This window comes from Burkholderia sp. BC1, assembly GCF_052683555.1.
Genome location: NZ_JBQYLP010000002.1, coordinates 192,762 through 219,704 on the forward strand (window position 1 = coordinate 192,762; position 26,943 = coordinate 219,704).

The following is a 26,943-nucleotide window of genomic DNA, read 5'->3' on the forward strand; positions in this document are numbered from 1 at the left end:
ATGTGACGGGTTCGCTGCTGCGGGTTACTCCCAGGACAGCGCGCCTCCCGTCTGATACTCGATCACACGCGTCTCGAAGAAGTTGCGTTCCTTCTTCAGGTCGATCATCTCGCTCATCCACGGGAACGGGTTTTCCTCGTTCGGGAACAGCGGATCGAGGCCGATCTGCTGGCAACGACGGTTGCAGATGAAGCGCAGATAGCTCTTGAACATCGACGCGTTCAGGCCCAGCACGCCGCGCGGCATCGTGTCCTCGGCGTAGCGGTATTCGAGTTCGACAGCCTGCTTGAACAGCTCGCGGATCTCCGCACGGAACTCGGCCGTCCACAGGTGCGGGTTTTCGAGCTTGATCTGGTTGATCAGGTCGATGCCGAAATTGCAGTGCATCGACTCGTCGCGCAGGATGTACTGATATTGCTCCGCAGCACCCGTCATCTTGTTCTGGCGGCCGAGCGCGAGGATCTGCGTGAACCCGACATAGAAGAACAGGCCTTCCATGATGCAGGCGAACACGATCAGCGACTTCAGCAGCTTCTGATCCGCTTCGAGCGTGCCGGTCTTGAAGGCCGGGTCCGTCAGCGTATGGATGAACGGGATCAGGAATTCGTCTTTCGCGCGGATCGACGGGACTTCGTGGTACGCGTTGAAGATCTCGCCTTCGTCGAGCCCGAGCGACTCGACGATGTATTGATACGCGTGCGTGTGGATCGCCTCTTCGAATGCCTGGCGCAGCAGGAACTGGCGGCACTCCGGTGCGGTGATGTGGCGGTACGTGCCGAGCACGATGTTGTTCGCGGCGAGCGAGTCGGCCGTGACGAAGAAGCCGAGGTTGCGCTTGACGATGCGGCGCTCGTCTTCGGTCAGCCCGTTCGGATCCTTCCACAGCGCGATGTCGCGGGACATGTTGATTTCCTGCGGCATCCAGTGGTTCGCGCAACCGGCCAGATACTTCTCCCACGCCCACTTGTACTTGAACGGCACCAGCTGATTGACGTCAGTCTGGCCGTTGATGATGCGCTTGTCGGCGACATTGACCCGCGCTTCGGAACCGCCGGCGGGAACAGCCGATGCTTGCGGCGGCACCGCAAGATCGCCTTCGAAAATGTCACGGACCTGATGGGCGGCAGGCGACGCAGCCTGCATTCCGACAGCCATCCCCGCGGAGGTGCGCATCGCGTTTTGCTGCGCTCCGCTCGCGGGAGTTACGGCGGTCATCTCGTCATCCCAGTTGAGCATAAATTCTCACCATCAATTTAGAACGGTTTGTACCATCTTTTCCTGAGCGATAAAAGGGTTCGCTCACGAAAAATCCTTTTTTCGATTCGCGTTGCGACCTCGATACAACACTTTGAGCAACGCATCGTCGGTCATGCAGTGCGCGACCTGTGTCGCACATCGTTTGCGAGGTGCGCTCGACGCATCGAACGCTGATCGAAACGCGACGTCGTCGGGGATGTCTCGATCGCTCGTCGTTGCCTGTAACGCAGATGTCGCGTTACAGATTCCTTATCATTTTTTTAGTAGAGAGCGGCGCGCACTTCAACCTGGATCGCTCGTCGTGCGCGCCGCCCGCAGTCTCTTCGACTCAGGCGTGCAGCGTTACTGGCACGCTTCGCATTCGTCGAAGCCCGGGTCGCCCGGACGCATCGTGCACACCGGACCTTCCGCCTCGACCGGCGCGAGCGCCGCTGCATCGAGCGCGCCCGACGACACATCGCCGCCCGCCGCACCGAAGCCGCCCGCTGCGCCCTGCGCGCCGCCTGCCGCGCCGCCGCCGCTCGTCGGCACCGCGTTCAGCGCGCCGTGCGCGACCGTCGACTTCTCGACGTGCGTCGCCGCCATCGTGCGCAGGTAGTAGGTCGTCTTCAGGCCTCGCAGCCACGCGAGCTTGTAGACCTCGTCGAGCTTCTTGCCCGATGCGCCGGCCATGTAGATGTTCAGCGACTGCGCCTGGTCGATCCACTTCTGGCGACGCGACGCGGCCTCCACCAGCCACTTCGGATCGACCTCGAACGCGGTCGCGTAGATCGCGCGCAGGTCGGCCGGGATGCGGTCGATGCGCGACAGCATGCCGTCGAAGTACTTCAGGTCGGCGACCATCACTTCGTCCCACAGGCCGCGCTCCTTCAGGTCGCGCACGAGGTACTCGTTGACGACCGTGAACTCGCCCGACAGGTTCGACTTCACGTACAGGTTCTGGAAGGTCGGCTCGATGCACGCCGACACGCCGATGATGTTCGAGATCGTCGCCGTCGGCGCGATCGCGACGCAGTTCGAGTTGCGCATCCCGTGCGTCGCGATCCGTGCACGCAGCGTCGCCCAGTCGAGCGATTCGGACGAGTCGACCTCGACGTAGCCGCCGCGCGCTTCGGCCAGCAGCTTCAGCGTGTCCTGCGGCAGGATGCCGCGATCCCACAGCGAGCCGCGGTAGCTCGAGTAGCGGCCGCGTTCCTCGGCCAGCTCGGTCGACGCGTAGTAGGCGTAGTAGCAGACCGCTTCCATCGAGCGATCGGCGAACTCGACCGCCGCTTCCGACGCGTACGGCGTGCGCAGCAGGTGCAGGCAGTCCTGGAAGCCCATGATGCCGAGGCCGACCGGACGGTGCTTCAGGTTCGAGTTACGCGCCTTCGGCACCGCGTAGTAGTTGATGTCGATCACGTTGTCGAGCATGCGCATCGCGACGCTGATCGTGCGCTTCAGCTTGTCGTGGTCGAGCGCGTAGGTGCCGTCCGGCTGCTTGACGAGGTGCGCGACGAGGTTCACCGAGCCGAGGTTGCAGACCGCGATTTCGGTGTCGCTCGTGTTCAGCGTGATTTCGGTGCACAGGTTCGACGAGTGGACGACGCCGACGTGCTGCTGCGGCGAGCGCACGTTGCACGGATCCTTGAACGTGATCCACGGATGGCCCGTCTCGAACAGCATGCCGAGCATCTTGCGCCACAGCTGCTGCGCCGGAATCTTCTTGAACAGCTTGATCTCGCCGCGCGCGACTTTCTCTTCGTAAGCCGTGTAAGCCGCCTCGAAGTCCGCGCCGAACTTGTCGTGGAGATCCGGGCAGGTCGACGGCGAGAACAGCGTCCATTCGCCGCCTTCCATCACGCGCTTCATGAACAGGTCGGGAATCCAGTTCGCCGTGTTCATGTCGTGCGTACGGCGACGGTCGTCGCCCGTGTTCTTGCGCAGCTCGAGGAATTCCTCGATGTCGAGGTGCCACGATTCGAGGTACGCGCAGACCGCGCCCTTGCGCTTGCCGCCCTGGTTCACCGCGACGGCCGTGTCGTTGACGACCTTCAGGAACGGCACGACGCCCTGCGACTTGCCGTTCGTGCCCTTGATATGCGAGCCGAGTGCGCGCACGCGCGTCCAGTCGTTGCCGAGGCCGCCGGCGAACTTCGACAGCAGCGCGTTTTCCTTCAGCGCTTCATAGATGCCGTCGAGGTCGTCCGCGACCGTCGTCAGATAGCACGACGACAGCTGCGAGCGGTGCGTGCCCGAGTTGAACAGCGTCGGCGTCGAGCTCATGAAGTCGAAGCTCGACAGCACGTTGTAGAACTCGATCGCACGCGCTTCGCGGTCGATCTCGTTCAGCGACAGGCCCATCGCGACGCGCATGAAGAACGCCTGCGGCATTTCGATGCGCGTGCCGTCGACGTGCAGGAAGTAGCGGTCGTACAGCGTCTGCAGGCCGAGGTAGCCGAACTGCAGGTCGCGGCTCGCGTCGAGCGCTTCGCCGAGGCGCTTCAGGTCGAACTGCAGCAACTTGTCGTCGAGCAGGCCGGCTTCGACGCCGCGCTTCAGGAACTGCGGGAAGTATTCGGCGTAGCGCGTCGACATGTCGGCCTGCACGACTTCCTCGCCGAGGATCTCGCGGCGGATCGTGTGCAGCAGGATGCGGGCCGTGACCTGGCTGTATGCCGGATCCTTCTCGATCATCGTGCGCGCAGCGAGGATCGCCGAGTCGTAGACCTGGCTCATCGGCACACCGTCGTACAGGTTCTTCACCGTCTCCGCGACGATCGGATCAGGGTTAACCGCAGCGCCGAGGCCGTCGCATGCCGACACGATCAGCGCACGCAGCGCGTTCATGTCGAGCGGACGCGTGACGCCGTTGTCGACGACGTTGATGCCGCCCGTCGTCTCGCGCACGGCCGCCGTTTCCTCGCCCGCATGCTGGCGCTCGAGGTGACGCTTCTCGCGATACAGCACGTACGCGCGCGCGACGTTGTGCTCGCCGCCGCGCATCAGCGCGAGTTCGACCTGATCCTGGATGTCTTCGATATGGAACGTTCCGCCGTTCGGGCGGCTGCGCACGAGCGCGCGCACGACGTTGCGCGTGAGCTGGTCGACCAGCTCGCGCACGCGCGCGGACGCGGCGCCCTGCCCGCCGTTGACGGCCAGGAAAGCCTTGGTCACCGCGATCGCGATCTTCGACGGCTCGAACGCCACCACGCTGCCGTTGCGGCGGATCACCTTGTAGTCGGCGAACGTTGCCTGCGGCGCGAGCGCCGGCGCGCCTTGTTCGGCCCCGCCGAGAGGACGGCTCGATGCGCTCTCGTACTGGGACGTCGCGTTGTCGGTGGTTTGCATGTGCAAAGCTCCTGGTGTTGGATGGTGCGGAGAGAACCGCGGATTAAAACGAACGCTGCGCGATGCGGTGCGCAAGCGGTAAGAGGCGAGCGATGCGTCGGGGAAGCCGGTTCCGTCGATGCGCGACAACCGGTTCGGTCGTGTGCTTCGTCATGTCTACCCTACCCGCGATGTTCGCTGCGCTGATTGCGGCGCCTGGACTGCCCGGCCTGACGCGCCGCCCTGAGAACCCCGTTCGCCGGCGTTGCCCGCCGGCCGGTGCCGCTCGGGTTTCCCCTGCGACACACACTATATCTAGTGCAGAACTGCTCAACAGGCACCAAGTATAGTGGACATTCGAGCGAGGTCCAAACGGAGAATTTGCGCCGGAGGTCTTGACATCGCGCACGGGCAGACGCGACAAGGCATTGATCCGAGAAAAGGGTTTTTCCGGTCAAAAAACCCTGCGCTCACTGCTGCCGGAAAGGAAAGTATTCGGCGCCGAACCCGGCATCGCGCGCGAAGCGTTGCCAATCGAAATGCGGACCGGGGTCCGTCTTGCGGCCGGGCGCGACGTCGGAATGCCCGGCGAAGGCGTCGACCGGATAGCGCGCGGCGAGCGTACGCGCGAGCACGGCGAGCGTCGCGTATTGCGCATCGTCGAACGGCACGTCGTCCGCGCCTTCGAGCTCGATGCCGATCGAGAAGTCGTTGCAGCGCGGCCGGCCGAAAAACTCGGACGCACCGGCGTGCCACGCGCGCTCGTCGCACGACACGAACTGCACGAGCTCGCCGTCGCGGCGGATCAGGAAATGGGCGGAGACGCGCACGTCGCGCAGGTGACGCTGGTAGTACGGGTGCGCGTCGCAGTCGAGGCGATTCAGGAACAGCGCCTCGATCGCGTCGCCGCCGAACTCGCCGGGCGGCAGGCTGATGTTGTGCACGATCACGAGCGACGGCACCGCGCCCGCGGGCCGCGCCTCGAAGTTCGGCGAGCGCGCGTGGCGCGCTTCGCGCACCCAGCCGGCCGCGTCGACCGACAGCCGTCGCGCGTCGGTCATCGCGCGCCGCCCGCGCGTGCGGCGTGACGTTGCGCGTGCTCGGTGCTGCAGAAGTATTCGCCGCTCGCGGCCGCGATCGCATCGCCCTTCGGCGCATGCACGCCGCACTCGGCACAGCGCACCATCGGCTCCGGCAGCGAGCGCGCATCGCCGTTCGGACGCGCGGCACCGGCGCCGTAGCCCGGCGCGCCGGACGCATCGGCGCCGCGGCCTGCGCGCGCCTGCTCCTGCGCGTGACGCAGCTTGCGCGCGAGCCACGAACCGGCGAAGAAGAGAAGAATCAGGAGAAGAATCTGTCGCATCGGAAACCTGCGGTCAAACGACGGAGCGGTGCAGCAGCACCTCGAAAACGAACCGGCTGCCGACATACGCGAGCAGCAGCGCGGCGAACGACACGAGCACCCAGCGCGCCGCGCCGCGCCCGCGCCAGCCGGACGTCTTGCGCGCGATCAGCAGGCCGCCGAACATCAGCCACGACAGGATCGCGAACACCGTCTTGTGATCGAGGCGCAATGCGCGCGCATCGACCTGCTCGCTGAACAGGATGCCCGACGCGAGCGTCAGCGTGAGCAGCACGAAGCCGGCGCCGATCAGGCGGAACAGCAGCTTCTCGAGCGTGAGTAGCGGCGGCAGCGTTTCGAGCCAGCTCGCGATCCAGCCGGTCGAGCCGTCGCGCCCGCCGCTTCGCAGCGACTGCAGGCGCCGCTCGACCATCAGCATCAGCACCGCGTGCAGCGCCGCGATCGCGAACAGTCCGTACGCGATGTTCGCGATCAGGAAGTGCAGCTTGAACAGCGGTGCTGCGGCATAAGGCAGCACCCGCACGCCGCCGAACACGAGCGGCAGCAGCGATGCGCCGCAGGCGAGCGGCAGCACGAGCAGACGCAGGCTGTCGAGCGGGAAGAAGAAGCTCTCGATCCAGTAGATGCCGGCGCCGAGCCAGAACATCGCCGACAGCGCGAACGCGAAACCGAAGATCATCGCGTCGTGCGGGAAGATCGTCATGTGCAGCAGCACACCGTGCGCGACGAGCGCGGCGAACAGCAGCGCGCGCCCGACGCCGCTCATCCCGGACGCGGCCGACGCCGGAACGGGCACGGCCGGCACGCTCGCGACGAGCGGCGACGCCGCGCCCTGCCGATGCGTGCGCCAGCCTGCGACGGCAAGGCCGCCGTACAGGAATGCGGTGAGGGCATACAGTACAATATCCATGTTCGAAGTTTACACTAGGCCCCCTTCCCGCGACGGCTCCGTTATTCGATGACCGCCGCGCCTTCGGGCCCCACTGTCCATCGCTCCCCATGCTCGACAATCTCACTCAACGGATGGCGCGCGTCGTCAAGACGCTGCGCGGCGAAGCCCGGCTCACCGAGGCGAATACGCAGGAAATGCTCCGCGAAGTGCGTCTCGCGCTGCTCGAGGCCGACGTCGCGCTGCCGGTCGTCCGCGAATTCATCGCGAAGGTCAAGGAAAAGGCGCTCGGCGAGGAAGTGATCAGCAGCCTGTCGCCGGGCCAGGCGCTCGTCGGCGTCGTGCAGAAGGAGCTGACCGCCGTGATCGGCGGCGACTACGAAGGCAAGGCCGCCGAGCTGAACCTCGCGGTCTCGCCGCCTGCCGTGATCCTGATGGCCGGCCTGCAGGGCGCCGGCAAGACGACGACGGCCGGCAAGCTCGCGAAACTGCTGCGCGAGAAGTACAAGAAGAAGGTGCTGACCGTGTCGTGCGACGTCTATCGCCCGGCCGCGATCATGCAGCTGAAAACGGTGAGCGAACAGGTCGGCGCCGACTTCTTCCCGTCCACGCCCGACCAGAAGCCGGTCGACATCGCGGTTGCGGCCGTCGACTGGGCGAAGCGCCACTACCACGACGTGCTGATCGTCGATACGGCCGGCCGGCTCGGTATCGACGAAGCGATGATGCAGGAAATCGCCGCGCTGCACGGCGTGCTGAAACCGGCGGAAACGCTGTTCGTCGTCGACGCGATGCTCGGCCAGGATGCCGTCAACACCGCGAAGGCGTTCAACGACACGCTGCCGCTCACGGGCGTCGTGCTGACCAAGCTCGACGGCGACTCGCGCGGCGGCGCCGCGCTGTCGGTGCGGCACGTGACGGGCAAGCCGATCAAGTTCGTCGGCGTCGCCGAGAAGCTCGACGGCCTCGAGGTGTTCCACCCCGACCGGATGGCCAACCGGATCCTCGGCATGGGCGACATCCTCGCGCTCGTCGAGGAAGCGCAGCGCGGCGTCGACGTGCAGGCCGCGCAGAAGCTCGCCGACAAGGTGAAGAAAGGCGGCGACTTCGACCTGAACGATTTCCGCGCGCAGATCTCGCAGATGAAGAACATGGGCGGGCTGTCGTCGCTGATGGACAAACTCCCCGCGCAGTTCCAGCAGGCCGCAGCCGGCGCCGACATGGGCCAGGCCGAGAAGCAGATCCGCCGGATGGAAGGGATCATCAACTCGATGACGCCGGCCGAGCGCGCGAAACCCGAAATCATCAAGGCGACGCGCAAGCGCCGCATTGCAGCCGGCGCGGGCGTGCCGGTGCAGGAAGTCAACCGGATGCTGAACCAGTACGATCAGATGCGTACGATGATGAAGAAGCTGAAGGGCGGCAACATGCAGAAGATGATGCGCGGCCTGAAGGGCATGATGCCCGGTCTGCGCTGATTCCGTCCGCCGGCCGGCGCGCGGGTTTTTGCCGTAGCGCGCACCGGCCGTTGTGCTTCACTCTTATTTGTATACCGACTGTCCGCCAGAACACATGAACCGCGAAGAAGCCCTCCACATTTTCGAACACTCCGAAGAGATCGTCTCGGCGGACGCCGTCAACGCATCGATCGTCCGGATGGCCGACGCGATCCGCGCCGAGATCGGCGACGCGTTCCCGCTCGTTCTGTCGGTGATGGGCGGCGCGGCGGTGTTTACCGGGATGCTGCTGCCGCATCTCGATTTCCCGCTCGAATTCGACTACATCCACCTGACGCGCTATCGCAACACGACGCAGGGCAGCCCGGAGATGCACTGGCGCGTCGCGCCGCGCGAGTCGGTGAAAGACCGCATCGTGCTCGTGCTCGACGACATCCTCGACGAAGGCGAGACGATGGCCGCGATCCGCGACCGCATCCTCGACATGGGCGCGAAGCGCTTCATGTCGGCCGTGCTGTGCGAGAAGACGCTCGCGAAGGCGAAGCCGCTGCATCCCGACTTCTGCGGTTTCTCGGTGCCGGACCGCTACGTGTTCGGCTGCGGGATGGACGCGAAGGGCTACTGGCGCAACCTGCCGACGATCCGCGCGCTGACCGCGAACGTCTGAGCGCACGCCGGCTTCGCCGGCGCCAAACGGAAAGCGGCGCCCGGGTTCATGCCCGGAGCGCCGCTTTTTTTCGTCGTCGCGCGCGAAACGCGCGTCAGGTCTGCAGCTGGTGGACGAACGCGCGGATGCCGGCCAGCAGCATCTCGACCGAGATCGCGACGAGCACGAGGCCCATCAGCCGCTCGAACGCGGCGACCGTGCGCTCGCCGAGCCATTGCTGGATCCGTTCGGCCAGCACCAGCGTGATCGCGCAGAGGATCATCGTGACGGTCAGCGCACCGACCCATTCGAACATCTTGCCGGGCGCCTGCGACGTCAGCAGCATGACCGTCGCGAGCGCGGACGGCCCCGCGAGCGCGGGGATCGCGAGCGGCACGATGAACGGCTCGCCGCCCGCCCGCGGATCGCTGCCGAGCGCGCCGTCCGGATGCGGAAAGATCATCCGCAGCGCGATCAGGAACAGCACGATCCCGCCGCCGAGGCGCAGCGAGAGGTCGGTCAGGCTCATCATCCGCAGGAAGCGGTCGCCGACCACCATGAAGAACAGCAGGATCACGAACGCGATCCCGACCTCGCGCAGGATCAGCTTGACGCGCCGCTCGCGCGGCACGTCGCGCATCGCCGAAATGAACAGCGGGATGTTGCCGAGCGGATCGGTGATCAGCACGAGAAGCACGGTAGCCGACAGGAAGGTGTACTCCACCGCGTTCCCCGTCCGATCCGCTTAGTGCGCGAGCGCCGCGCGGACCTTCTCCGCGACCGTCGCCGCGGCCTCGCCGGCCGGCAGCAGCGTCGCTTCGGTGTCGCGGCGGCCCTGGTACTCGATCTTGCCGTCCTTCAGCCCGCGCTCGCCGATCACGAGGCGGTGCGGCACGCCGATCAGTTCCCAGTCGGCGAACATCACGCCCGGACGCTCGCCGCGATCGTCGAGGATCACGTCGATGCCGGCCGCCGTCAGTTCCGCGTACAGCTTGTCGGCCGCCTCGCGCACCGCGTCGCTGCGGTCGTAGCCCATCGGGCACAGCACGACTTCGAACGGCGCGATCGACTCCGGCCAGATGATGCCCTTGTCGTCGAAGTTCTGTTCGATCGCCGCGCCGAGAATACGCGTGACGCCGATCCCGTAGCAGCCCATCAGCATCGGCTGCGGCTTGCCCGATTCGTCGAGGAACGTCGCGCCCATCGCTTCCGAGTACTTGGTGCCGAGCTGGAACACGTGGCCGACCTCGATGCCGCGGCAGATGTCGATCGCGCCCTTGCCGTCCGGCGACGGATCGCCCTTCTTCACGTTGCGCACATCGGCGACCTCGGGCTCCGGCAGATCGCGGCCCCAGTTCACGCCGGCGATGTGATAGTCGACCTCGTTCGCGCCGACCACGAAATCGCTCATGTTCGCGACCGTGCGATCGGCGATCACCTTCACCGGCTTCTTCGTGCCGATCGGGCCGAGATAGCCGGGCGGCGTGCCGAACCACTCGACGATTTCCTGCTCGGTCGCGAAACGATGGTTCTTCAGCCCCGGCAGCTTCGATACCTTGATCTCGTTCAGATCGTGATCGCCGCGCAGCATCACGAGCCAGATGGTCGGCTCGGCGCCTTCGTTGTCGGTTGCGAGCACGATCGACTTGATCGTGCGCTCGAGCGGGATGTTCAGCAGCTCGGCGACGGCCTCGCACTTCGCCTTGCCCGGCGTCGCGACCTTCGTCAGCGCTTCGGCGGGCGCCGCGCGCTCGGCGATCAGCGGCAGCGCTTCGGCCGCCTCGACGTTCGCCGCGAACTCGGAGCTCGGGCAGTAGGCGATCGCGTCCTCGCCGGTATCGGCGATCACGTGGAACTCGTGCGAGAAGTTGCCGCCGATCGAGCCGCTGTCGGCCGCGACCGCGCGGAATTCGAGGCCGAGGCGCGTGAAGATGCGCACGTACGCGTCATACATCTTGCGATACGACTCGCGCAGGCCTTCCGCGTCCTTGTCGAACGAGTACGCGTCTTTCATGATGAACTCGCGGCCGCGCATCACGCCGAAACGCGGACGGATCTCGTCGCGGAACTTCGTCTGGATCTGATAGAAGTTCACCGGCATCTGCCGGTAGCTCTTGATCTGGTTGCGCGCGATGTCGGTGACGACTTCCTCGTGCGTCGGCCCGATCACGAAGTCGTTGTCCTTGCGGTCCTTGAAGCGCAGCAGCTCGGGGCCGTACTGCTCCCAGCGACCCGACTCCTGCCACAGTTCGGCCGGCTGCACGGCCGGCATCAGCAGTTCGACGGCGCCCGCCCGGTTCATTTCCTCGCGCACGATCGCCTCGACCTTGCGAATTGAGCGCAGACCGATCGGCAGATAGTTGTAGATGCCGCCGGCGACGCGACGGATCATGCCGGCGCGCACCATCAGCTTGTGACTGACGATCTCTGCGTCGGCCGGTGCTTCTTTGAGGGTGCCGATAAAGAAACGGGAAGCTTTCATGCGGACGGTTCCAAAAACGGCGCCCCCAGGCAGGGCGCCCGAAAAAGATTCAAGGTGAAAAAGCTGCGCGCGACGAACGACGATGGCGCAGATGACGTAGCAGACAAATCAGGGACAATTCAGCCGGCGCGCCTTGCGCGGATTCGCTCCGTCACGGTGCGCAGCGCCCGTTATCTGTTTATAATCAAAGCAATTTTAAAGGATTCGAAGGTGGTTGTATGCTGGATCGTGAAGGCTTTCGCCCGAACGTCGGCATCATCCTCTTGAACGCGCGCAACGAGGTGTTTTGGGGCAAACGGCTCCGCGAGCACTCCTGGCAGTTTCCTCAAGGCGGGATCAAGTACGGCGAGACCCCCATGCAGGCGATGTACCGGGAACTGCACGAGGAAACTGGCCTGCTGCCGGAACACGTCAAGATAATCGGCCGCACTCGCGACTGGTTGCGTTACGAGGTGCCTGACAAGTTCATCAAACGCGAAGTACGCGGTCATTACCGCGGCCAGAAACAGATCTGGTTCCTGCTGCGGATGCTCGGACGCGACTGCGACATTTGCTTGCGCGCGACCGATCACCCGGAGTTCGATGCGTGGCGGTGGAACGAGTACTGGGTGCCGCTCGATGCGGTAATCGAGTTCAAGCGGGATGTCTATCAGTTGGCGCTGACGGAACTGTCGCGCTTCCTGCGCCGCCCGGCGCAGCGAGCCGACAAGCCCCGTGGGCCGCGTCTGCCGCGCTATCCGCGCGTGATCGCCGCGCAACCCACCGAGACGCTGACGATTGTCGACACATCGGTCGTCTGTTCCGAGGTCGAAGTGGAGGCGAGCACGCTCGACGAGATGCCGCCCCGCGTGATCGTCGGCAAATGACGAGTCGGACTGCATGACCGGGCGCGACCTTGGTGTCGCGCCCTTTTTTTACGAGGAATGCATATTGAAAGCGATTGCTCTCGCGCTCGCGTCGATCGCCGCGGCCGCCGCACTGGCCGGTTGCGCGAATTCGAAAACGCCGACCAACAAGGACGACAGCGCGTTCGTGTATCTGCTGGACCGCCAGGGGAACTGGAAGGAAAACCCGGTCGACACGCTGCCGGCGCTGCCGCAAACGGCCGACCTGCTGCCGTTCAACGTGTCGCAGAACACGCCGCTGAAGTTCTTCGTCGACGCGAAATCGCTGACGGTCGGCAGCGACGGCGTCGTGCGTTACACGGTCGTCGTCACGAGCCCGGCCGGCGCACGCAACGTGAACTACGAAGGGATCCGCTGCGATACGTACGAATGGCGGCAGTACGCGGGGCTGAATTCCGATCACGACGGCTGGGACCGCACGGTCGAGAACGACTGGCGACGCATCGAGAACGGCGAGCTGAACGCGTATCACGCGGCGCTCTATCAGGACTACCTCTGCGCGAACAAGATGCCGCAAGGCACCGCGCAGCAGATCGTCGAGAACATCCGCTTTCACCGCACCGCGATGAGCCAGCTGCGCTGATCGTACGTGGCGCCGGCAGCGTCGGCGGCGTTCGGCAAAAAGCCCGCATCGAGCGGGCTTTTTTCATTTCGGCGGCGATGAACGCATGGCGCGACTGCGCGCGCTGCGTTCAGACGAGCACCAGGTTGTCGCGATGGATCAGCTCGGGCTCGAGCATGTAGCCGAGCACGCTTTCGATTTCGCCGCTCGGCTTGCGGTGGATCAGCTTGGTCTCGGCGCTGCTGTAGTTCGTGAGGCCCCGCGCGACTTCGCGCCCGTCCGGGCCGACGCACGCGATCACCTCGCCGCGCGCGAACGCGCCCTGCACGTCCGTCACGCCGATCGGCAGCAGGCTCTTGCCGCCGGCCGTCAGCTTCTCGACCGCGCCGGCATCGATCACGACGTGCCCGCGCACCTGCAGATGATCGGCCATCCATTGCTTGCGCGCCGCCATCCGCGCGGTGCGCGCGATCAGCTGCGTGCCGATCGCCTCGCCACCGGCCAGACGCACGAGCACGTCAGGCTCGCGGCCGCTCGCGATCACCGTGTTGGCGCCGCTGTGCGCGGCGCGCTTCGCCGCGAGTATCTTCGTCAGCATGCCCCCGCGGCCGAGGCTCGAGCCGGCGCCGCCCGCCATCGCCTCGAGTTCCGGCGCGCCCGCATTCGCCTCGGCGACGAGCGTCGCCGCCGGATCCTTGCGCGGATCCGCAGTGAACAGCCCCGACTGGTCGGTCAGGATGATCAGCGCGTCGCCTTCGATCAGGTTCGCGACGAGCGCGCCGAGCGTATCGTTGTCGCCGAACTTGATTTCATCGGTGACGACCGTGTCGTTCTCGTTGATGATCGGCACCACGCCGAGACGCAGCAGCGTCAGCAGCGTCGAGCGCGCGTTCAGGTAGCGCTCGCGATCGGCGAGATCCGCATGCGTGAGCAGGATCTGCGCGGTGCGAATGCCGTGCTCGGTGAAGCGGCTCTCGTAGACCTGCGCAAGCCCCATCTGGCCGACCGCGGCCGCGGCCTGCAGCTCGTCGATCTCGCGCGGCCGCTTGCTCCAGCCGAGCCGCTGCATGCCTTCGGCGATCGCGCCCGAACTGACGAGCACGACTTCCTTGCCCTGCGCGCGCAGCGCCGCGATCTGCGCAGCCCAGCGGCCGATTGCCGCATGATCGAGCCCCTTGCCGTCGTTCGTCACGAGGCTGGAGCCTACTTTCACTACCAATCGCTTCGAATCCGCGATGATCGAACGCATCGTGCGCTGTCTCCTGTATCTGATGCCTGCCCGGCCGGGCGCGATTCAATTCCGGCGCCGGACCGACGCAGACCGGCGCGTGACGGGTACGCTCAGGCGTCGTCGCCCGGCGCAGCGTTGGCGGCCGGCGGCGCATCGCGGAAGCGCACGTCTGCCGCCAGATCTTCCGCCTCCGCCGCGCGATGCGCGTCCGAATGCTCGGCCAGATAATCGTAGATCGCGTAGCACAACGCTTCGCAGCCCTGCCCCGTCAACGCGGAAATCTCGAACACGGGGCCGTGCCAGTCGAAGCGCTCGAGAAAATCGGCGACGCGTGCCGCACGCTCGTCCTCGGGCACCATGTCGAGCTTGTTCAGCACGAGCCAGCGCGGCTTCTCGTAGAGCGCCTCGTCGTACTTGCGCAGCTCGCCGACGATCGCCGTCGCTTCGGCGACCGGATCGACGCCTTCGTCGAACGGCGCGATGTCGACGAGATGCAGCAGCAGACCGGTGCGCTGCAGGTGCCGCAGGAACTGATGACCAAGGCCCGCGCCTTCGGCCGCGCCCTCGATCAGCCCGGGGATGTCGGCGATCACGAAGCTCTTGCTCGGGCCGACGCGCACGACGCCGAGATTCGGCGCGAGCGTCGTAAACGGGTAGTCGGCGATCTTCGGCTTCGCGTTCGACACCGAGGAGATGAACGTCGACTTACCCGCATTCGGCATGCCGAGCAGGCCGACGTCGGCGAGCACCTTCAGCTCGAGCTTCAGCATGCGTCGCTCGCCCGGTTTGCCGTCGGTCTTCTGCCGCGGCGCGCGGTTCGTGCTCGACTTGAAATGCAGGTTGCCGAGGCCGCCGGCGCCGCCTTTCGCGAGCAGCACCTGCTGGTCGTGCTCGGTCAGATCGGCGATCAGCTCGCCGGTGTCCATGTCGGTGATCACCGTGCCGACCGGCATGCGCAGCGTGATGTCGTCGCCGCCCTTGCCGTAGCAATCGGAGCCGCGGCCGTTTTCGCCGTTGCGCGCCAAATGCTTCTTCGCGTATCGGTAGTCGATCAGCGTGTTGATGTTGCGGTCGGCGATTGCGTAGACGCTGCCGCCCCGGCCGCCGTCGCCGCCGTCCGGCCCGCCGAACGGAACGAATTTTTCGCGGCGCATCGACGCGCTGCCATCGCCTCCATCGCCGGCAATGACTTCGATTCGCGCTTCGTCAATGAACTTCATTCGTTACTCCGCCCAGTATTTCCGCTATTGTGCCGCGCGCCGGCGCGCTTGAACAATCGGCCGTTCGGCCAATCGTGCGCCGGTTTTTGCGACGGCCGCCGGCGCGCACCTGCGCGCGGCGACCAATAAAAAAGGCCCCGCGAAGACTGCGGGGCCTTTCGGCTACGAAGCCCGTGATGCCTGAACTCAGGCAGCTGCCGGGACGACGATGACCGTATGCTTCTTGTCCGCGCCCTTCGTCGCGAACTTCACGTGACCGTCGACCAGCGCGAACAGGGTGTGATCCTTGCCCATGCCGACGTTCTCGCCTGCGTGCATGCGCGTGCCGCGCTGACGCACGATGATGCCGCCGGCGTTGATCGCCTGGCCGCCATACACTTTCACGCCGAGACGTTTCGACTCGGAGTCGCGGCCGTTACGGGACGAGCCGCCTGCCTTTTTGTGTGCCATCTGATTGCTCCTTTACCGAGGCGCTTACGCGTTGATCGCGTCGATGCGCAGCTCAGTGTAGTTCTGGCGGTGGCCGCCGTGCTTTTGGTAGTGCTTCCGGCGACGCATCTTGAAGATGGTGACCTTGGCGTGACGACCGTGCGACACGACGGTGGCCTTGACGGAAGCCCCACTGACCAGCGGCGTACCGAACTTAATCGATTCGCCTTCGCCCACTGCGAGAACCTGGTCGAGCGTGATTTCAGCGTCAATGTCAGCCGGTATCTGTTCTACTTTCAGTTTTTCGCCAACGGCAACCTTGTACTGCTTGCCGCCGGTTTTTATGACCGCGTACATTGAGAACCTCACTCTGGATCCATTTTTCCGCACACCACGCGCGGAAAAGGCGTGATTATACAGAGAGTTAGCATCGAAGTCAAAGCCGATCGACGATTGCCGCGCGCCGGCCTCGGCCGGACGGCCAAAATCGCGGGCGCGCAACGTGCGACAGACCGGAATATTGCCGATTCGCCTTATAATCCGCGGCATCACCCAATTCCATCATCATGTCGTCGTCCACCGCCTCCCCCTCCCTCAGCGCCGCCCACCTGCTCGCCCCGATCGCCAGCGACATGGAGCAGGTGAATCGCGTTATCCGGCAAAGCCTCGCGTCCGACGTGCTGCTGATCAACCAGATCGCCGAGTACATCATCGGCGCGGGCGGCAAGCGGCTGCGCCCGGCACTGCTGCTGCTCGTGGCCGGCGCGCTCGGCGAAACGTCGCATCAGCGGCACGTGCTGGCCGCCGTCGTCGAGTTCATTCATACGGCGACGCTGCTGCACGACGACGTCGTCGACGAATCGGAGCTGCGACGCGGCCGCGAGACGGCCAACGCGCTGTTCGGCAATGCGGCGAGCGTGCTGGTGGGCGACTACCTCTATTCGCGCTCGTTCGAGATGATGGTCGGCGTCGGCAAGATGCGCGTGATGGAGATTCTGTCCGAAGCGACGACGATCATTTCCGAAGGCGAAGTGCTGCAGCTTCTGAACATGCACGACGCGGACGTCGACGAAACGCGCTACATGCAGGTGATCCGCTACAAGACGGCCAAGCTGTTCGAAGCATCGGCGCGTCTGGGCGCGGTGCTCGCGGGCGCCGACGCACCGACCGAGGCCGCGGCCGCCGAATACGGCCGCCGGATCGGCACCGCGTTCCAGATCATGGACGACTGGCTCGATTACGCGGGCACGGCCGAAGCGATGGGCAAGAACGCCGGCGACGATCTGCGCGAAGGCAAGCCGACGCTGCCGCTGATCTATCTGATCGAGCGCGGTACGCCCGAGCAGGCGGCGCTCGCGCGCGAAGCGATCGAACAGGGCGGCACCGATCGGTTCGATACCATTTTCGACGCGATCACGCGCTCGGGCGCGCTCGATCACACGCTCGAATGCGCACGCCAGGAAGCGCTGGCGGCCGCAGCGGCGATCACCGCGTTTCCCGATTCGACATATAAGGAAAGCCTGCTCGCGCTGTGCTCGTATTCGACGTCGCGGCAGTCGTAAGGGCGCGGAGGCAGGCGCTGCAGCAGGACGCCATGACCGCGCCGATCACGTGCTTCGAAAATTTTCTTTCCCAAGGTATTCCATTTTCGAAAAAGCGCTGATATAGTTATGTTCTTGCTCGACGACGCAGCTGTCTTGAAGAAGACGGCAACATCGGAAGAGTCCAAATCGGGGTGTAGCTTAGCCTGGTAGAGCGCTACGTTCGGGACGTAGAGGCCGGAGGTTCGAATCCTCTCACCCCGACCAGAATTTCTTAGAAGGATCAAAGGCTTATCGATCCTTTTCTAACTCACTGTTCATGTCGAGTTAGAGTAAATCTCCCTTCTGGTTGTCCCAAGAATGTCCCGTCAGTTGACGGGACATTTTCTTTTGTACTATCTTTCCTCATGTCGGCATTCATGCGCGCCCAACGCTTCGGTGGTGGCTTGGATGTTCGATTCTCTATCGTGAGAGCGCAAGGATCGGTCGGAACCACTGGCGGCTACCAGTCTCCGACCTGTAGCAAAACCGTCTAGGAGCAACCTTTTAAAAGGTATCTCTATGAATGGTTTTGCTCGTCTCAAGAATGACGCCTCCCGGCGCGTCATCTTCATCGAGGAGCTTTCCGAGCTGATCGGGAAAGCACCGACAACCATCCGTACTTGCGCGACGAACGCTAAGTACCGGCATCTCATCCCCCGCCCTTTTAAGATGCCGCACAGCCGTCGGCTGTGCTGGTACGAACACGAGGTTCTCGCGTGGATTGACGCGAGCCGAGAGCCGCCGCCTCCGGCCGCTCGACGCCCACGCGGCCGCCCGACAAAAGCCCAGCAATTAGCCTGGCAGCGCCAAGCGACGGAATCGCGCTCCCCGACCAAGGGGGCGCAATGAACGTCGCCGTGCGCATTGATCCCAAAGCGTGGCACGCGGGATTTGACGCCGGCGAGGTCGGCCACGCAATGACGCCATGCCCCGCCAACCTCGACGCCTTTTCCTACTTTTCCGGTTGGATCGAGGGGGACGCCGAGCGGCAAGGTTACGAATACAGCGCAGGGGCAGAACGATGAGCTCCCCACACCGCGAAGACAGCGACTATCGCCGAGAGACCCGCCGGCCACGCCCCGCTGACAACATCCTCAACACCGACGTGTGGCTGCGAATACAGGAGAGGGCAGGCCGCGAGCGGGCACGACCTCGCCAAGAATCCTTGCCAGGCTTGGAACCATCCATGCGAGCCATGCCAAACCACATTGCCCGCAGCAGCTTGTTTGCTCCTGTGTCAAAAAACCATCGGCGACCGCTTCTCAACGATCACGTCCTAGTCACCCGCCGCGATGTGAAGATCAGATTCACCGGTGTACAGCTCGACGAAAGCCAAGCGGACGTTTGGATGCAAATCATGTATGTCGCCTCCGCCTCGCCAATAGGCGAGCCGTTTAATGTGCGCAGCGCAACGCTTCTGGACGCGATGGGCCGGCAGATCGGCGGAGCCGAGTATCGGTGGCTTCGACGAGCCGTGGAGGCTCTCTACAAGGCCTCATTGATCATCGATGTCGTCAACAAGTACCGCATTGGCGACGGTGATTCCCACGGCGACGCAATACGCATGATCGATAACTTCAAATACGACGCATCTCGCAAACAGTACACCTTCGTGATCGACCGCCGATGGATCGCCATGTACAGCAACCAGGAGTTCGCGCGTATCGATTGGGAGAAGCGCCTAGCAATCAAGCGAGGCCAGGACATGGCGAAAACGCTGCAGCGTCTCGTCGCAACCTCCGCCGACAAGGTGCAGCGATACGGCCTCGATTGGCTCAAAGCCAAGCTTCAATACACCAGCCCTCTGAACAAGTTCCGAACGTCGTTGTGTGCGGCCCTCGCGGAGCTGGAGCGTGTTGAAGTCATTGCCGCCGCGCACATCGGAATCAGCACGCGCGGGTTGGAGCAAGCGGTGTGGACCAAGCTATAAGCCACGCGAGCCGCCCGGTTCCGCGCAGCCTGCCGATCCGGCGCAGTCGTGTACGTACGTGCGTATGTACATACATATGCAAACGCGTAAATCCAAGGAATAAAAAAAAATGCCAAGCCCTGATGAACAAGAAGTCGCGAAGCAACTGGCGCTGAAGCGCGTGTTCCTCTTTTTCGCCGTCGGGTCGCTCTTCGGCCTTCTCACCGAGCGGCTTTTCCAACCACTTGTTTGGTCGCTCCTATTGGTCATAACGACCGTCCTCGTCTGGTTCTCCGATGAGCTGCTGTGGCGCGCACGCCATCCCGACCGACCGTGTATCGACTACTACCGACGGCGGTTCTGGTGGGCCCACGTCTTCGACCACGAAATTCAATTCCGGCGGAGCAAAACCGATCAACGGGAGGAACAGCGATGAACCGCATGAAGACTACGCGCCCCCTGACCCTCCTGCTGCTTATCGCCGGTTGCTGGATGTCCATGCCGGCGTTCGCCGACGGGACAACGCTCGGCGAAATCACCCAGGCAGCGCAGCGGTCGGGCGACAAATCACGCGAGGCACTCGTCACCATCTACGGCAACGTCGTCAACAATCCGCTTGCAACCGGCGGCGCTGGTGGCAGCGACACGATACTGGCGGGAATCTTCCAAGTCGCGAACGGTGCGCTGCTAATTGTTGGCGCGCTCTTCGCGTGCTATGTCATGTTCCGGAAGGTGTCGCAAACGGCACACGACGGCGCTGTGTTCGACCGCGAAAAGCACACGATGTGGGGGCCGATCCGGATCGTGTGGGGCCTTGCTTCACTCGTGCCGACGGCAAACGGCTGGTCGCTCGCTCAGCTGCTGATGCTGTGGGGCGCTGCGGTAATGGGCGTAGGAGTAGCGAATCTCGGCGTCGACGCCGCCGTCACAGCGTTTAACGACGGAAAGGGAATGGTGTTGCAGCCCGTCATGCCCAGCACTAATGAACTGGCTCACAAGATCTTCGAGATTGAGTTGTGCCGCCACGGCATCAACGCAGGCTTGACTATGGGCTCGAGTGAAGGGGCGCTCCTTCCCGAAAACAGCTACGTGCAGACGCAAGCGACAGATACCGGGTTCCTCCTCGCCAACAAGAGTTTCGTGTGCGGCGGCGCCAATATTGACCCCAACCTCGAACCGCAGCCCAGTTCGACGAGTTGGCTCTCGAGCACGATCGACGTTGCCGATATTCGCAGGGCACACCTCCAAGCACTCTCGAGCATGGAAAAATCCCTGAGCGAATCCGCGCTACAGTTCGTCAACGCGGTAACAACACGCAGCACGGCCGGCAACAGCACACTGCCTGACACCGAAGTCGCCATTCAGGCTGCGGCTCAGCAGTACGAAAACACCGTTAACTCGATGGCGGCTACGAAACAGGGCAGCATTGGTGAGTTGGCCAGCCAGCTCAGCTCGTCCATCAAGGACGGTGGTTGGTGGACGCTCGGTCAGTGGTATCAGACCTTCGCTGCGGCCAACACGAAGCTATCCGATGCTGTAGCCGGTAAGGCAACGACGTTCGGCGCATCGATCAGCGGCGATCCCGGCATGATGACCGTCTACACGGCGGCACTGAACGCGTATCAGGCGCAGCAGGGCCGCGCAGCGACGACGCACGCTACTCCGCTCGGCACGCAACGACAAGACGACGGTGGCAACATCCTTGCAAAGCTCTTCAGCTCGCCCGGACAAACGTTGACGGGGGCAATCACTAATATCAACGATGGCGCCGAGTCGCGCGGTCAACTCAACCCTCTTATCAAGATGAAAAACCTCGGCGACCATCTTACTGGCGTCGCCGAAATCGGCCTAGCAGGATACTTGACTGCCAAGGGGCTCGAGAAGACTAGCGAAAGCTTCAGCATCGCGGGTCTCGCATCACGGGTAGTCGACGCCAGCGGTGCGATCAGTTTCATCAAGGGCGCGTTGGATGGTGCCGGGCCGATCATCATGATGATCATCATTGCCGCGCTGTTGCTCGGCCTCGGCCTGTCAACTTACCTGCCGATGGTGCCGTTCGTCATCTGGTTCGGTGCCGCCGTAAACTGGCTCGTCGTTGTCGGCGAAGGCGTGATCGCGGCCCCGCTGTGGGCAATCACGCATCTCGGCGGAGAGGGCGACGGCCTCGGCCACAAGACTGCCCACGGCTACATCTTCCTCCTGGAAATGATGGTTCGTCCTATCCTGATGGTGATTGGCTTCTTCCTCGGAGGCGCGGGAATTGTTGCCGGAGGAACGTTGCTGAACGAAGGGTTCGGCGTCGCCCTCGCCAACGCGCAGTTCGATTCGCTGACCGGTATTGGCTCGATGCTGGCCTATTGCACGATTTATTTTTCGATGTGTCTCAACCTCGTGCATAGCTGCTTTAATCTGATCTTCCTGGTGCCGGACAAGGTGATCAACTGGGTCGGAGGTCACTCGCCAGCTATGGTCGGCACTGACCACAGCGATCGGACCAAGGCTGCGGTCAATACCCTGCTGGCAAAATTCGATATTCGCCCGTCAGGTGGCAATGGCAGGCGCCCACTGGGCGGGACGAATCCTTCGTCCAAGTCCGATGGCATCAAGGAATAGGAGAATGCAATGCGATTGCTGAGACTTGCATCCGAGCTGTTCTATATCGCGACGTCCGTGTTGGCCGCGCTCCCCGCATTCGTGTACTCGGTGTGGGGCGGAAGATTCCTGCACTCGGGCGCGGCCCTCGTGGCAATGGTTGCATCTGCTGCGTGGGTCGCCGGCGGCCTTCTACTGCTATCGAAATGGCGCCGATCGCGCAATCGCGACATGCGCAGGCTAATCGCCTCGATCGCACCGAGCTTCCGGCCGCAGGTCGAGGTTGCCGACTATCTCAACACGCGGTATGTCGGCATTGACGCCATGATGGGCAAGGCCGTGGTCATTGATCGTGAGAAGAACGTCGCAAAGTACGAACCGATCGCCTACATCCAAAGCGCCGAGGTGAGCGACGCCGGAGACTCGGTTCACTCCGCATTCACGTTCAGCTTCCGCGACTTCTCCAATCCTTCAATGGAGATTCGCGTCAACAGACTTCAAGCTGAAGATGCCGGCGCTCGCATTCGCTATGCTTTGGAACATGCTACGTAGCAGCCGACGAAGCCGACCAACCGGGTCTGTCGGCCCGGTCTTGCGCCAAATCCGAAGCCGTGTCGAATCTCGCGCGGCGCGACGACCTCCCATGCAGGCGGCGAACGTTGCCCCCTAAGCCGTCGTTGGCTGGCAATAGTGCAGCGGCAGCGAAGACAGGAACGGACTGCGGTAAATTGTCGAAAAGACTGGCGCTCTTGACCAGCCATACTTGAACGGGGGAAGTATGTTTCGACGTATTGAATCTATTGCAAGCGCGGCGGTATGGAGCGGCTACGATGGGAGAACGAGCACCGCGCCGGACTTCGAGCGCTACAACCTAATTTATGGCTGGAACGCATCCGGCAAAACCACCCTTTCTCGTATAATCGGCCTGTTCAGTGGGTCCGGCGGTACACGGCTGCCGCCCAACGCCCGCGTTCGCGTAAGCGTCGGGAACGACGTCCTGGACAGCGCGAGAGACCAGGACCGTAGTCGTCTGCCGGTACGCATCTTCAATCGCGACTTCATTGACGACAACCTGCAGCGAGACGACTACACACACGCGCCCGCGCTATTCATCGTTGGCCAAGAGAACATTCGGCTGAGCAACCGTATTGCGTCGTTGACGCGACGACGGGAACGACTGGCAGGGATGTATCGGTCCGTCCAGGAAAGGCAACGCGACGCTAACGGGTCCAGGGAGAAGGCGGCAACCGACCTAGCCCGTGACTGCGGAACGATGCTGGGTATCCGAGATTTCAGGGCCCCAAATCTGAAAGGACTTGCGCAGGGCTTAGCAAGCCCGGCCGAACATCTACTCGACGAAATCACGCTGCAAGGAGCAGTTGCTCAGGCACGTGACCAGAGTGAATTTGCGCCATTTCGCAATTTTCCGGTGGTGACACCGCCCCAGCCTCCTGGGATCAATGATGTTGCCCAGCTGTTGAAGGAAGCGCCCCAGCAGAACGCCATCAAGCGCCTGACCGAGGCCCCTGCGCTGAGCGACTGGGTGCGCACTGGCCTGCAGTTCCATGAGCACACCGCCACCTGTGCCTTTTGTGGAGGCGACGCGGCGCAGGCATTGGAGGCGTATGCCAAGCACTTTTCCGACGAGTATCGCCGCCAGCACGCGGCCATCCAGGCCGCGATCGGGCGCTTGGAACAGCCAAGGGCATTGCCAAACTTCCCGCATGAGAAAGAGTGGGTTCCCGGCGTACGGACCAAAGCCCAAGAGGCGCTGCGCCGCCTTGAAGCGTGGGACGCCCGCGAGAATGAAATTCGATCCTATCGGGCGCGACTGCTTCGCGAGAAGCTGGCGAACATGGAGACCGTGTTGTCTGTGGAGCCGGCCGACGACCAGGCCCCCGCTCTGCAGGCGATTCTTGCGGACCTCCAGCAGGCGAAGGACGAGCACAACCGAGCATGTGACGAATTGGCCGCCACGCGCCGGAGTGCAGCTGACAAGGTCAAGGCTCATTTCGCGGCCCGGTACCTGCTCGACCCAGGCGCGACGGAGGCGCGCGAAGCACTCGGTCAGGCGAGCGCGATTTTGGAGCGAGTGCAGAAGGTCGGTCAGAAGATCAAGGGGCAATCGGAAGCAGCGCAGGCCGAACTACAGCGTAGCTCGGTGGCGGCAAGCCAGATCAATCACCTCTTAAAGCGGCTGCTCGGTCCGCGCATCTCCGTCGAGCAGGCTCAAGACAAGCGGATTCGGTTCATTCGAGAGGGGCAGTCGGCTACCAACATGAGCGACGGGGAACGGACGGCGATTTCGCTTGCGTATTTCCTCACCAGCCTTGGGCAGAACGGGCAGAGGCTTGAGGACCTGGTCGTTTTCATCGACGACCCGATCTGTAGCCTGGACGCCAACCACATCTATGACGTAGCCTATCTACTCATTTCGAGCCTGAAGGCATGCCGGCAACTCTTCATTTCGACGCACAGCTCGGAGTTCTTTAATACTATCAAGCAGGACTGGGCCGACCGCGCAGGGAAGTTCAAGAAGGGACATGCGGCGTTCCTCGTCCATCGGGAGGGTGACGGCGGCAGTCAGTTGCTAGTGCTTCCGGCACACTTAGCGAAGTTCCGCTCTGACTATCACCACGTCTTCTACTGCCTGCGAAAATTCCAGGTGAGCACCAGCCATGACATCGATGCCTACCTGAGCTGTCCGAATCTCCTTAGGAGATTCCTGGAAATGTACCTGGGGTTCAGGAGGCCGACGCCCCAGCCTTACTCGTCCAAGCTAGACCTCTTGTTCGACGACGAAGTGGAGCGCGGCGCGGTAGCAAGGTACGTGGACGAGGGATCGCACAGCGTTTCAACCCTTCGTCTACTGGAGTTCTCCGACTTCCCCGCGATGTCACGAGGCATGGTGGAGCGCGTCATGCGAGCGATGGAGCGTGCGGACCCTGATCACTATGCAGTGCTGATAGCGGAAACGAGCTAGACGTCCTCTAGCCATTACGCCACGCAGCAGATTACGGCTCGTCCCGCATCAGCGTCGCGATGGCAGCGACATGGTCAGAGTCCGCCACAATAGGGCAGTGGGTGTAACCGAGGTCGATCAATGCGTACAGCCGATGGCGGCCATCCGTGATCGTAGTACGACCGCGGTCAAAGGAAAGATACGGCATGTAAACGACCTCACCCGACGTAAACTCTTGATGGACTCGTGCGTACCGATCCGGCCGGAAAGTCTCCCTGTTCCTTTCCGAGGAATTGGCAGCCCAGATTGAGTCGCCCTTCAAAGCCCAACTGAGAAGCGCCAGATTGACCTCGACTACGCATGCGAAAGGGTCGCTCGTCGCCGTGACTTCGAAATTCTCGTAGACGCGTCGCTCCTTTTTCGCGCGCGGCCGAAAGTAGTCTTCCAGCGCCAGCTCCGGTCCTGGGCCGGAATTCCATATAGATCCAAGTCCTGCGTTGGCACACAGCATCGCCCAAGCCGAATACGGGATCGGTGATACATCGTCCAGCCAGCGCTCCACGAAACTGCTGTCGGCAAGACCTAGAAGTGCCGCCGTCTCCTGTGCAGACAGTCGACTCACCTCAATTACCTGTCGGATTTCCTCACCTGTTGGGACGGTCCACAAATCCGCCCGCCAGAAGCGATCCATGGGAATCGGCAGGGCCGACATATGCATTCCTCCATGTATAACTGCGATCGATATCCCGTTCACCCGGCCGACGTCCCCACGGCGGCCTCAGTGGACAGCGGCCGGGCCAGCTTCAGGTCATATGATGCGTATTCCGGCGAACGTGATCACGCATTTCGGCGGATCGTGATCATGGATTCCGAATGATCGTGATCACCCGTTTCGGTTGATCGTGATCGCTGATCACAGGTTTCCGAAACGCGTGATCACGATGCCGGAATGAGCGATCACGGGACCGAAACGGGTGATCACGTAACCGGAACGTAATCCGGGTTTGAGTCTGGCGGTGGCGTTGCGCATGTATTCACCGACGGCGTTAGCCTGCTCCCTTTTTTGCGGGAGAAGTGCCGATGCCGACACCTCGGATGAGCATGCGCAAATTGAAGGAAGTCCTGCGACTAAAGTGGGCGTGTGGCCTGACGCATCGGCAGATCAGCCGGGCTATCGGCATCAGCGTCGGTGCCGTCTCGAAGTTCGCGGCCCAAGCCAGCCAGGCGGGACTCGATTGGGCGGCAGCCGAAGCAATGTCCGACGACGAACTGGACGCGCGCCTGAGGCCTGCGGCAACCAATGCCGCGGCGACGACGACGCGACGCATCGAGCCCGACTACACGGCATTGCATCGCGAGCTGCGCCGCAAGGGCGTGACGCTGCAACTGCTGTGGGAAGAATACGCTGAAGCGAACCCCGGCCAGCGGACGTACCGCTACACGCAGTTCTGCCAGAAGTACAAGGACTGGGCGAAGTCGATCAAGCGCTCGATGCGTCAGCAGCACCGCGCCGGCGAGAAGCTGTTCGCGGACTTCGCGGGTCCCACCGTGCCGGTCCTGGCGAGCGATGGCGGCGTCGAGTTCGAGGCGCACGTGTTCGTTGCCGTGCTCGGCGCATCCAACTACACGTTCGCGTGCGCGACGCGCACCGAGACGATGGCGGACTGGATCGGCAGCCTGTGCGATGCGCTAGAGTTCATTGGCGGCGTGCCCGAGCTGCTCGTGCCCGACAACCCGAAGGCGCTGATCGCGCGACCCGACCGTTACGAACCCGGACTCGGCACGACCACGCAGGACTTCGTGAACCACTACGGCACCGCGATGCTGCCGGCGCGTCCGCGCAAACCGCAGGACAAGGCCAAGGTCGAAGTCGGCGTGCAGATCGTCGAGCGCTGGGTGCTGGCCCGACTGCGCCACTATCGCTTCTACAGTCTGGCTGAACTCAACAAGGCGATTGCAGAACTGATCGCCGACCTAAACCAGCGCCCGTTCAAGCGGCTCGAAGGCAACCGGCGTGAATGGTTCGAACGGCTGGACCAACCCGTCCTGCGCCCGTTGCCCGTGCGTCGCTACGAGATCGCCACCTTCCAGAAGTGCCGTGTGAACATCGATTACCACGTCGATGTCGGCGGCCACTATTACAGCGT

Annotated in this window: 24 protein-coding genes and 1 tRNA gene; 13 read left to right on the forward strand and 12 right to left on the reverse strand. The window is 63.4% G+C overall.

The genetic code is table 11. The features are described from left to right. Nucleotides 1–24: 24 nt before the first annotated feature. The 5 genes from ACSHSS_RS02145 to ACSHSS_RS02165 all read right to left on the reverse strand — a co-directional run bounded on the left by ACSHSS_RS02145 (nt 25) and on the right by ACSHSS_RS02165 (nt 6,839). Nucleotides 25–1,236, reverse strand: a complete 1,212-nt coding sequence (locus ACSHSS_RS02145) for a ribonucleotide-diphosphate reductase subunit beta (protein ID WP_006400403.1) — start codon at nt 1,234–1,236, stop codon at nt 25–27. 363 nt (nt 1,237–1,599) lie between these two features. Continuing rightward, complete coding sequence (locus ACSHSS_RS02150) at nt 1,600–4,587, reverse strand: ribonucleoside-diphosphate reductase subunit alpha (protein WP_006407618.1); 2,988 nt, start codon at nt 4,585–4,587, stop codon at nt 1,600–1,602. Nucleotides 4,588–5,036: 449 nt separating this feature from the next. Further along, entirely contained in the window at nt 5,037–5,627 is a 591-nt protein-coding gene (ampD, locus tag ACSHSS_RS02155; RefSeq protein ID WP_006407619.1) for a 1,6-anhydro-N-acetylmuramyl-L-alanine amidase AmpD, read from the reverse strand. Further along, nucleotides 5,624–5,929, reverse strand: coding sequence for a PP0621 family protein (locus ACSHSS_RS02160; protein ID WP_006400408.1), 306 nt, complete (start codon nt 5,927–5,929; stop codon nt 5,624–5,626). The genes ampD and ACSHSS_RS02160 overlap by 4 nt, the downstream gene beginning before the upstream one ends. A 13-nt stretch (nt 5,930–5,942) precedes the next feature. Next, on the reverse strand, nt 5,943–6,839 hold the full coding sequence (locus ACSHSS_RS02165; protein WP_054315726.1) for a cytochrome C assembly family protein: 897 nt from the start codon (nt 6,837–6,839) through the stop codon (nt 5,943–5,945). Between the two features lie 89 nt (nt 6,840–6,928). Between ACSHSS_RS02165 and ffh the strand changes: the two genes are divergently transcribed. After that, on the forward strand, nt 6,929–8,296 hold the full coding sequence (ffh, locus tag ACSHSS_RS02170) for a signal recognition particle protein (RefSeq protein ID WP_006400410.1): 1,368 nt from the start codon (nt 6,929–6,931) through the stop codon (nt 8,294–8,296). Nucleotides 8,297–8,390: 94 nt separating this feature from the next. Next, nucleotides 8,391–8,942, forward strand: coding sequence for a hypoxanthine-guanine phosphoribosyltransferase (locus tag ACSHSS_RS02175; protein WP_006400411.1), 552 nt, complete (start codon nt 8,391–8,393; stop codon nt 8,940–8,942). Between the two features lie 94 nt (nt 8,943–9,036). Here the strand turns inward: ACSHSS_RS02175 and ACSHSS_RS02180 are convergent, their stop codons facing one another. Both ACSHSS_RS02180 and ACSHSS_RS02185 read right to left on the reverse strand, forming a co-directional pair. After that, a complete protein-coding gene (locus tag ACSHSS_RS02180) occupies nt 9,037–9,645 on the reverse strand; it encodes a MarC family protein (RefSeq protein WP_006400412.1) in 609 nt (202 codons plus the stop codon). 21 nt (nt 9,646–9,666) lie between these two features. Then, nucleotides 9,667–11,403, reverse strand: a complete 1,737-nt coding sequence (locus ACSHSS_RS02185) for a proline--tRNA ligase (protein ID WP_006400413.1) — start codon at nt 11,401–11,403, stop codon at nt 9,667–9,669. A gap of 218 nt (nt 11,404–11,621) precedes the next feature. On the opposite strand from ACSHSS_RS02185, the gene ACSHSS_RS02190 reads away from it, so the two are divergent. Together ACSHSS_RS02190 and ACSHSS_RS02195 are read left to right on the forward strand one after the other, a co-directional pair. Continuing rightward, nucleotides 11,622–12,269: an RNA pyrophosphohydrolase gene (locus ACSHSS_RS02190; protein ID WP_006400415.1), complete on the forward strand. Its 648-nt coding sequence runs from the start codon at nt 11,622–11,624 to the stop codon at nt 12,267–12,269. A 13-nt stretch (nt 12,270–12,282) separates the two neighbouring features. Further along, on the forward strand, nt 12,283–12,891 hold the full coding sequence (locus tag ACSHSS_RS02195) for a CNP1-like family protein (protein ID WP_006400416.1): 609 nt from the start codon (nt 12,283–12,285) through the stop codon (nt 12,889–12,891). A 109-nt stretch (nt 12,892–13,000) separates the two neighbouring features. On the opposite strand, the gene proB is transcribed toward ACSHSS_RS02195, so the two are convergent. From proB to rplU, 4 genes are all read right to left on the reverse strand, one after another. Beyond that, nucleotides 13,001–14,119, reverse strand: coding sequence for a glutamate 5-kinase (proB, locus tag ACSHSS_RS02200; protein ID WP_006400417.1), 1,119 nt, complete (start codon nt 14,117–14,119; stop codon nt 13,001–13,003). Nucleotides 14,120–14,211: 92 nt separating this feature from the next. Continuing rightward, a complete protein-coding gene (gene cgtA, locus ACSHSS_RS02205; RefSeq protein ID WP_006400418.1) occupies nt 14,212–15,321 on the reverse strand; it encodes an Obg family GTPase CgtA in 1,110 nt (369 codons plus the stop codon). Nucleotides 15,322–15,507: 186 nt separating this feature from the next. Then, on the reverse strand, nt 15,508–15,771 hold the full coding sequence (gene rpmA / locus ACSHSS_RS02210) for a 50S ribosomal protein L27 (protein ID WP_006400419.1): 264 nt from the start codon (nt 15,769–15,771) through the stop codon (nt 15,508–15,510). Nucleotides 15,772–15,795: 24 nt separating this feature from the next. Then, complete coding sequence (gene rplU / locus ACSHSS_RS02215) at nt 15,796–16,107, reverse strand: 50S ribosomal protein L21 (RefSeq protein WP_006025184.1); 312 nt, start codon at nt 16,105–16,107, stop codon at nt 15,796–15,798. Between the two features lie 209 nt (nt 16,108–16,316). Here rplU and ACSHSS_RS02220 point away from each other — a divergent pair, with 209 nt between their 5' ends. The 8 genes from ACSHSS_RS02220 to ACSHSS_RS02255 all read left to right on the forward strand — a co-directional run bounded on the left by ACSHSS_RS02220 (nt 16,317) and on the right by ACSHSS_RS02255 (nt 24,817). Further along, nucleotides 16,317–17,312, forward strand: a complete 996-nt coding sequence (locus ACSHSS_RS02220; protein ID WP_006400420.1) for a polyprenyl synthetase family protein — start codon at nt 16,317–16,319, stop codon at nt 17,310–17,312. A gap of 169 nt (nt 17,313–17,481) precedes the next feature. Beyond that, a tRNA-Pro gene (locus ACSHSS_RS02225) sits at nt 17,482–17,558 on the forward strand. Nucleotides 17,559–18,178: 620 nt separating this feature from the next. Next, nucleotides 18,179–18,358 carry a hypothetical protein gene (locus ACSHSS_RS02230; RefSeq protein ID WP_212160486.1) on the forward strand — a complete coding sequence of 60 codons (180 nt, stop codon included), beginning with the start codon at nt 18,179–18,181 and terminating at the stop codon, nt 18,356–18,358. After that, nucleotides 18,355–19,263, forward strand: a complete 909-nt coding sequence (gene trfA, locus ACSHSS_RS02235) for a plasmid replication initiator TrfA (RefSeq protein ID WP_445544517.1) — start codon at nt 18,355–18,357, stop codon at nt 19,261–19,263. Before ACSHSS_RS02230 ends, trfA begins: the two co-directional genes overlap by 4 nt. A 109-nt stretch (nt 19,264–19,372) precedes the next feature. Further along, nucleotides 19,373–19,678 carry a hypothetical protein gene (locus ACSHSS_RS02240; protein WP_212160491.1) on the forward strand — a complete coding sequence of 102 codons (306 nt, stop codon included), beginning with the start codon at nt 19,373–19,375 and terminating at the stop codon, nt 19,676–19,678. After that, nucleotides 19,675–21,855: a DotA/TraY family protein gene (locus ACSHSS_RS02245; protein ID WP_249170453.1), complete on the forward strand. Its 2,181-nt coding sequence runs from the start codon at nt 19,675–19,677 to the stop codon at nt 21,853–21,855. The genes ACSHSS_RS02240 and ACSHSS_RS02245 overlap by 4 nt, the downstream gene beginning before the upstream one ends. Nucleotides 21,856–21,864: 9 nt before the next feature. Continuing rightward, complete coding sequence (locus ACSHSS_RS02250) at nt 21,865–22,386, forward strand: hypothetical protein (protein WP_212160496.1); 522 nt, start codon at nt 21,865–21,867, stop codon at nt 22,384–22,386. Nucleotides 22,387–22,612: 226 nt separating this feature from the next. Next, on the forward strand, nt 22,613–24,817 hold the full coding sequence (locus ACSHSS_RS02255) for an AAA family ATPase (protein WP_212160507.1): 2,205 nt from the start codon (nt 22,613–22,615) through the stop codon (nt 24,815–24,817). 31 nt (nt 24,818–24,848) lie between these two features. Here the strand turns inward: ACSHSS_RS02255 and ACSHSS_RS02260 are convergent, their stop codons facing one another. Beyond that, nucleotides 24,849–25,508 (reverse strand): hypothetical protein, encoded by a 660-nt coding sequence (locus tag ACSHSS_RS02260; RefSeq protein WP_212160511.1) that lies wholly within the window; start codon nt 25,506–25,508, stop codon nt 24,849–24,851. A gap of 368 nt (nt 25,509–25,876) precedes the next feature. Between ACSHSS_RS02260 and istA the strand changes: the two genes are divergently transcribed. Beyond that, nucleotides 25,877–26,943 (forward strand): IS21-like element IS408 family transposase (gene istA / locus ACSHSS_RS02265; protein WP_445544519.1); only part of this gene is annotated, 1,067 nt, incomplete at its 3' end.

Excerpts from the sequence above, each read along its gene's own strand:
- ACSHSS_RS02250 (WP_212160496.1), top strand. The coding sequence starts at position 21,865 with ATGCGATTGCTGAGACTTGCATCCGAGCTGTTCTATATCGCGACGTCC.
- ACSHSS_RS02195 (WP_006400416.1), top strand. The coding sequence starts at position 12,283 with ATGACCGGGCGCGACCTTGGTGTCGCGCCCTTTTTTTACGAGGAATGC.
- ACSHSS_RS02240 (WP_212160491.1), top strand. The coding sequence starts at position 19,373 with ATGCCAAGCCCTGATGAACAAGAAGTCGCGAAGCAACTGGCGCTGAAG.
- ACSHSS_RS02190 (WP_006400415.1), top strand. The coding sequence starts at position 11,622 with ATGCTGGATCGTGAAGGCTTTCGCCCGAACGTCGGCATCATCCTCTTG.
- rplU (WP_006025184.1), bottom strand. The coding sequence starts at position 16,107 with ATGTACGCGGTCATAAAAACCGGCGGCAAGCAGTACAAGGTTGCCGTT.
- proB (WP_006400417.1), bottom strand. The coding sequence starts at position 14,119 with ATGCGTTCGATCATCGCGGATTCGAAGCGATTGGTAGTGAAAGTAGGC.
- ACSHSS_RS02145 (WP_006400403.1), bottom strand. The coding sequence starts at position 1,236 with ATGCTCAACTGGGATGACGAGATGACCGCCGTAACTCCCGCGAGCGGA.
- ACSHSS_RS02260 (WP_212160511.1), bottom strand. The coding sequence starts at position 25,508 with ATGTCGGCCCTGCCGATTCCCATGGATCGCTTCTGGCGGGCGGATTTG.
- ACSHSS_RS02230 (WP_212160486.1), top strand. The coding sequence starts at position 18,179 with ATGAACGTCGCCGTGCGCATTGATCCCAAAGCGTGGCACGCGGGATTT.
- ACSHSS_RS02150 (WP_006407618.1), bottom strand. The coding sequence starts at position 4,587 with ATGCAAACCACCGACAACGCGACGTCCCAGTACGAGAGCGCATCGAGC.
- ACSHSS_RS02245 (WP_249170453.1), top strand. The coding sequence starts at position 19,675 with ATGAACCGCATGAAGACTACGCGCCCCCTGACCCTCCTGCTGCTTATC.
- ACSHSS_RS02160 (WP_006400408.1), bottom strand. The coding sequence starts at position 5,929 with ATGCGACAGATTCTTCTCCTGATTCTTCTCTTCTTCGCCGGTTCGTGG.
- ffh (WP_006400410.1), top strand. The coding sequence starts at position 6,929 with ATGCTCGACAATCTCACTCAACGGATGGCGCGCGTCGTCAAGACGCTG.
- ACSHSS_RS02255 (WP_212160507.1), top strand. The coding sequence starts at position 22,613 with ATGTTTCGACGTATTGAATCTATTGCAAGCGCGGCGGTATGGAGCGGC.
- ACSHSS_RS02185 (WP_006400413.1), bottom strand. The coding sequence starts at position 11,403 with ATGAAAGCTTCCCGTTTCTTTATCGGCACCCTCAAAGAAGCACCGGCC.
- trfA (WP_445544517.1), top strand. The coding sequence starts at position 18,355 with ATGAGCTCCCCACACCGCGAAGACAGCGACTATCGCCGAGAGACCCGC.
- ACSHSS_RS02175 (WP_006400411.1), top strand. The coding sequence starts at position 8,391 with ATGAACCGCGAAGAAGCCCTCCACATTTTCGAACACTCCGAAGAGATC.
- ACSHSS_RS02165 (WP_054315726.1), bottom strand. The coding sequence starts at position 6,839 with ATGGATATTGTACTGTATGCCCTCACCGCATTCCTGTACGGCGGCCTT.
- ACSHSS_RS02220 (WP_006400420.1), top strand. The coding sequence starts at position 16,317 with ATGTCGTCGTCCACCGCCTCCCCCTCCCTCAGCGCCGCCCACCTGCTC.
- cgtA (WP_006400418.1), bottom strand. The coding sequence starts at position 15,321 with ATGAAGTTCATTGACGAAGCGCGAATCGAAGTCATTGCCGGCGATGGA.
- ampD (WP_006407619.1), bottom strand. The coding sequence starts at position 5,627 with ATGACCGACGCGCGACGGCTGTCGGTCGACGCGGCCGGCTGGGTGCGC.
- rpmA (WP_006400419.1), bottom strand. The coding sequence starts at position 15,771 with ATGGCACACAAAAAGGCAGGCGGCTCGTCCCGTAACGGCCGCGACTCC.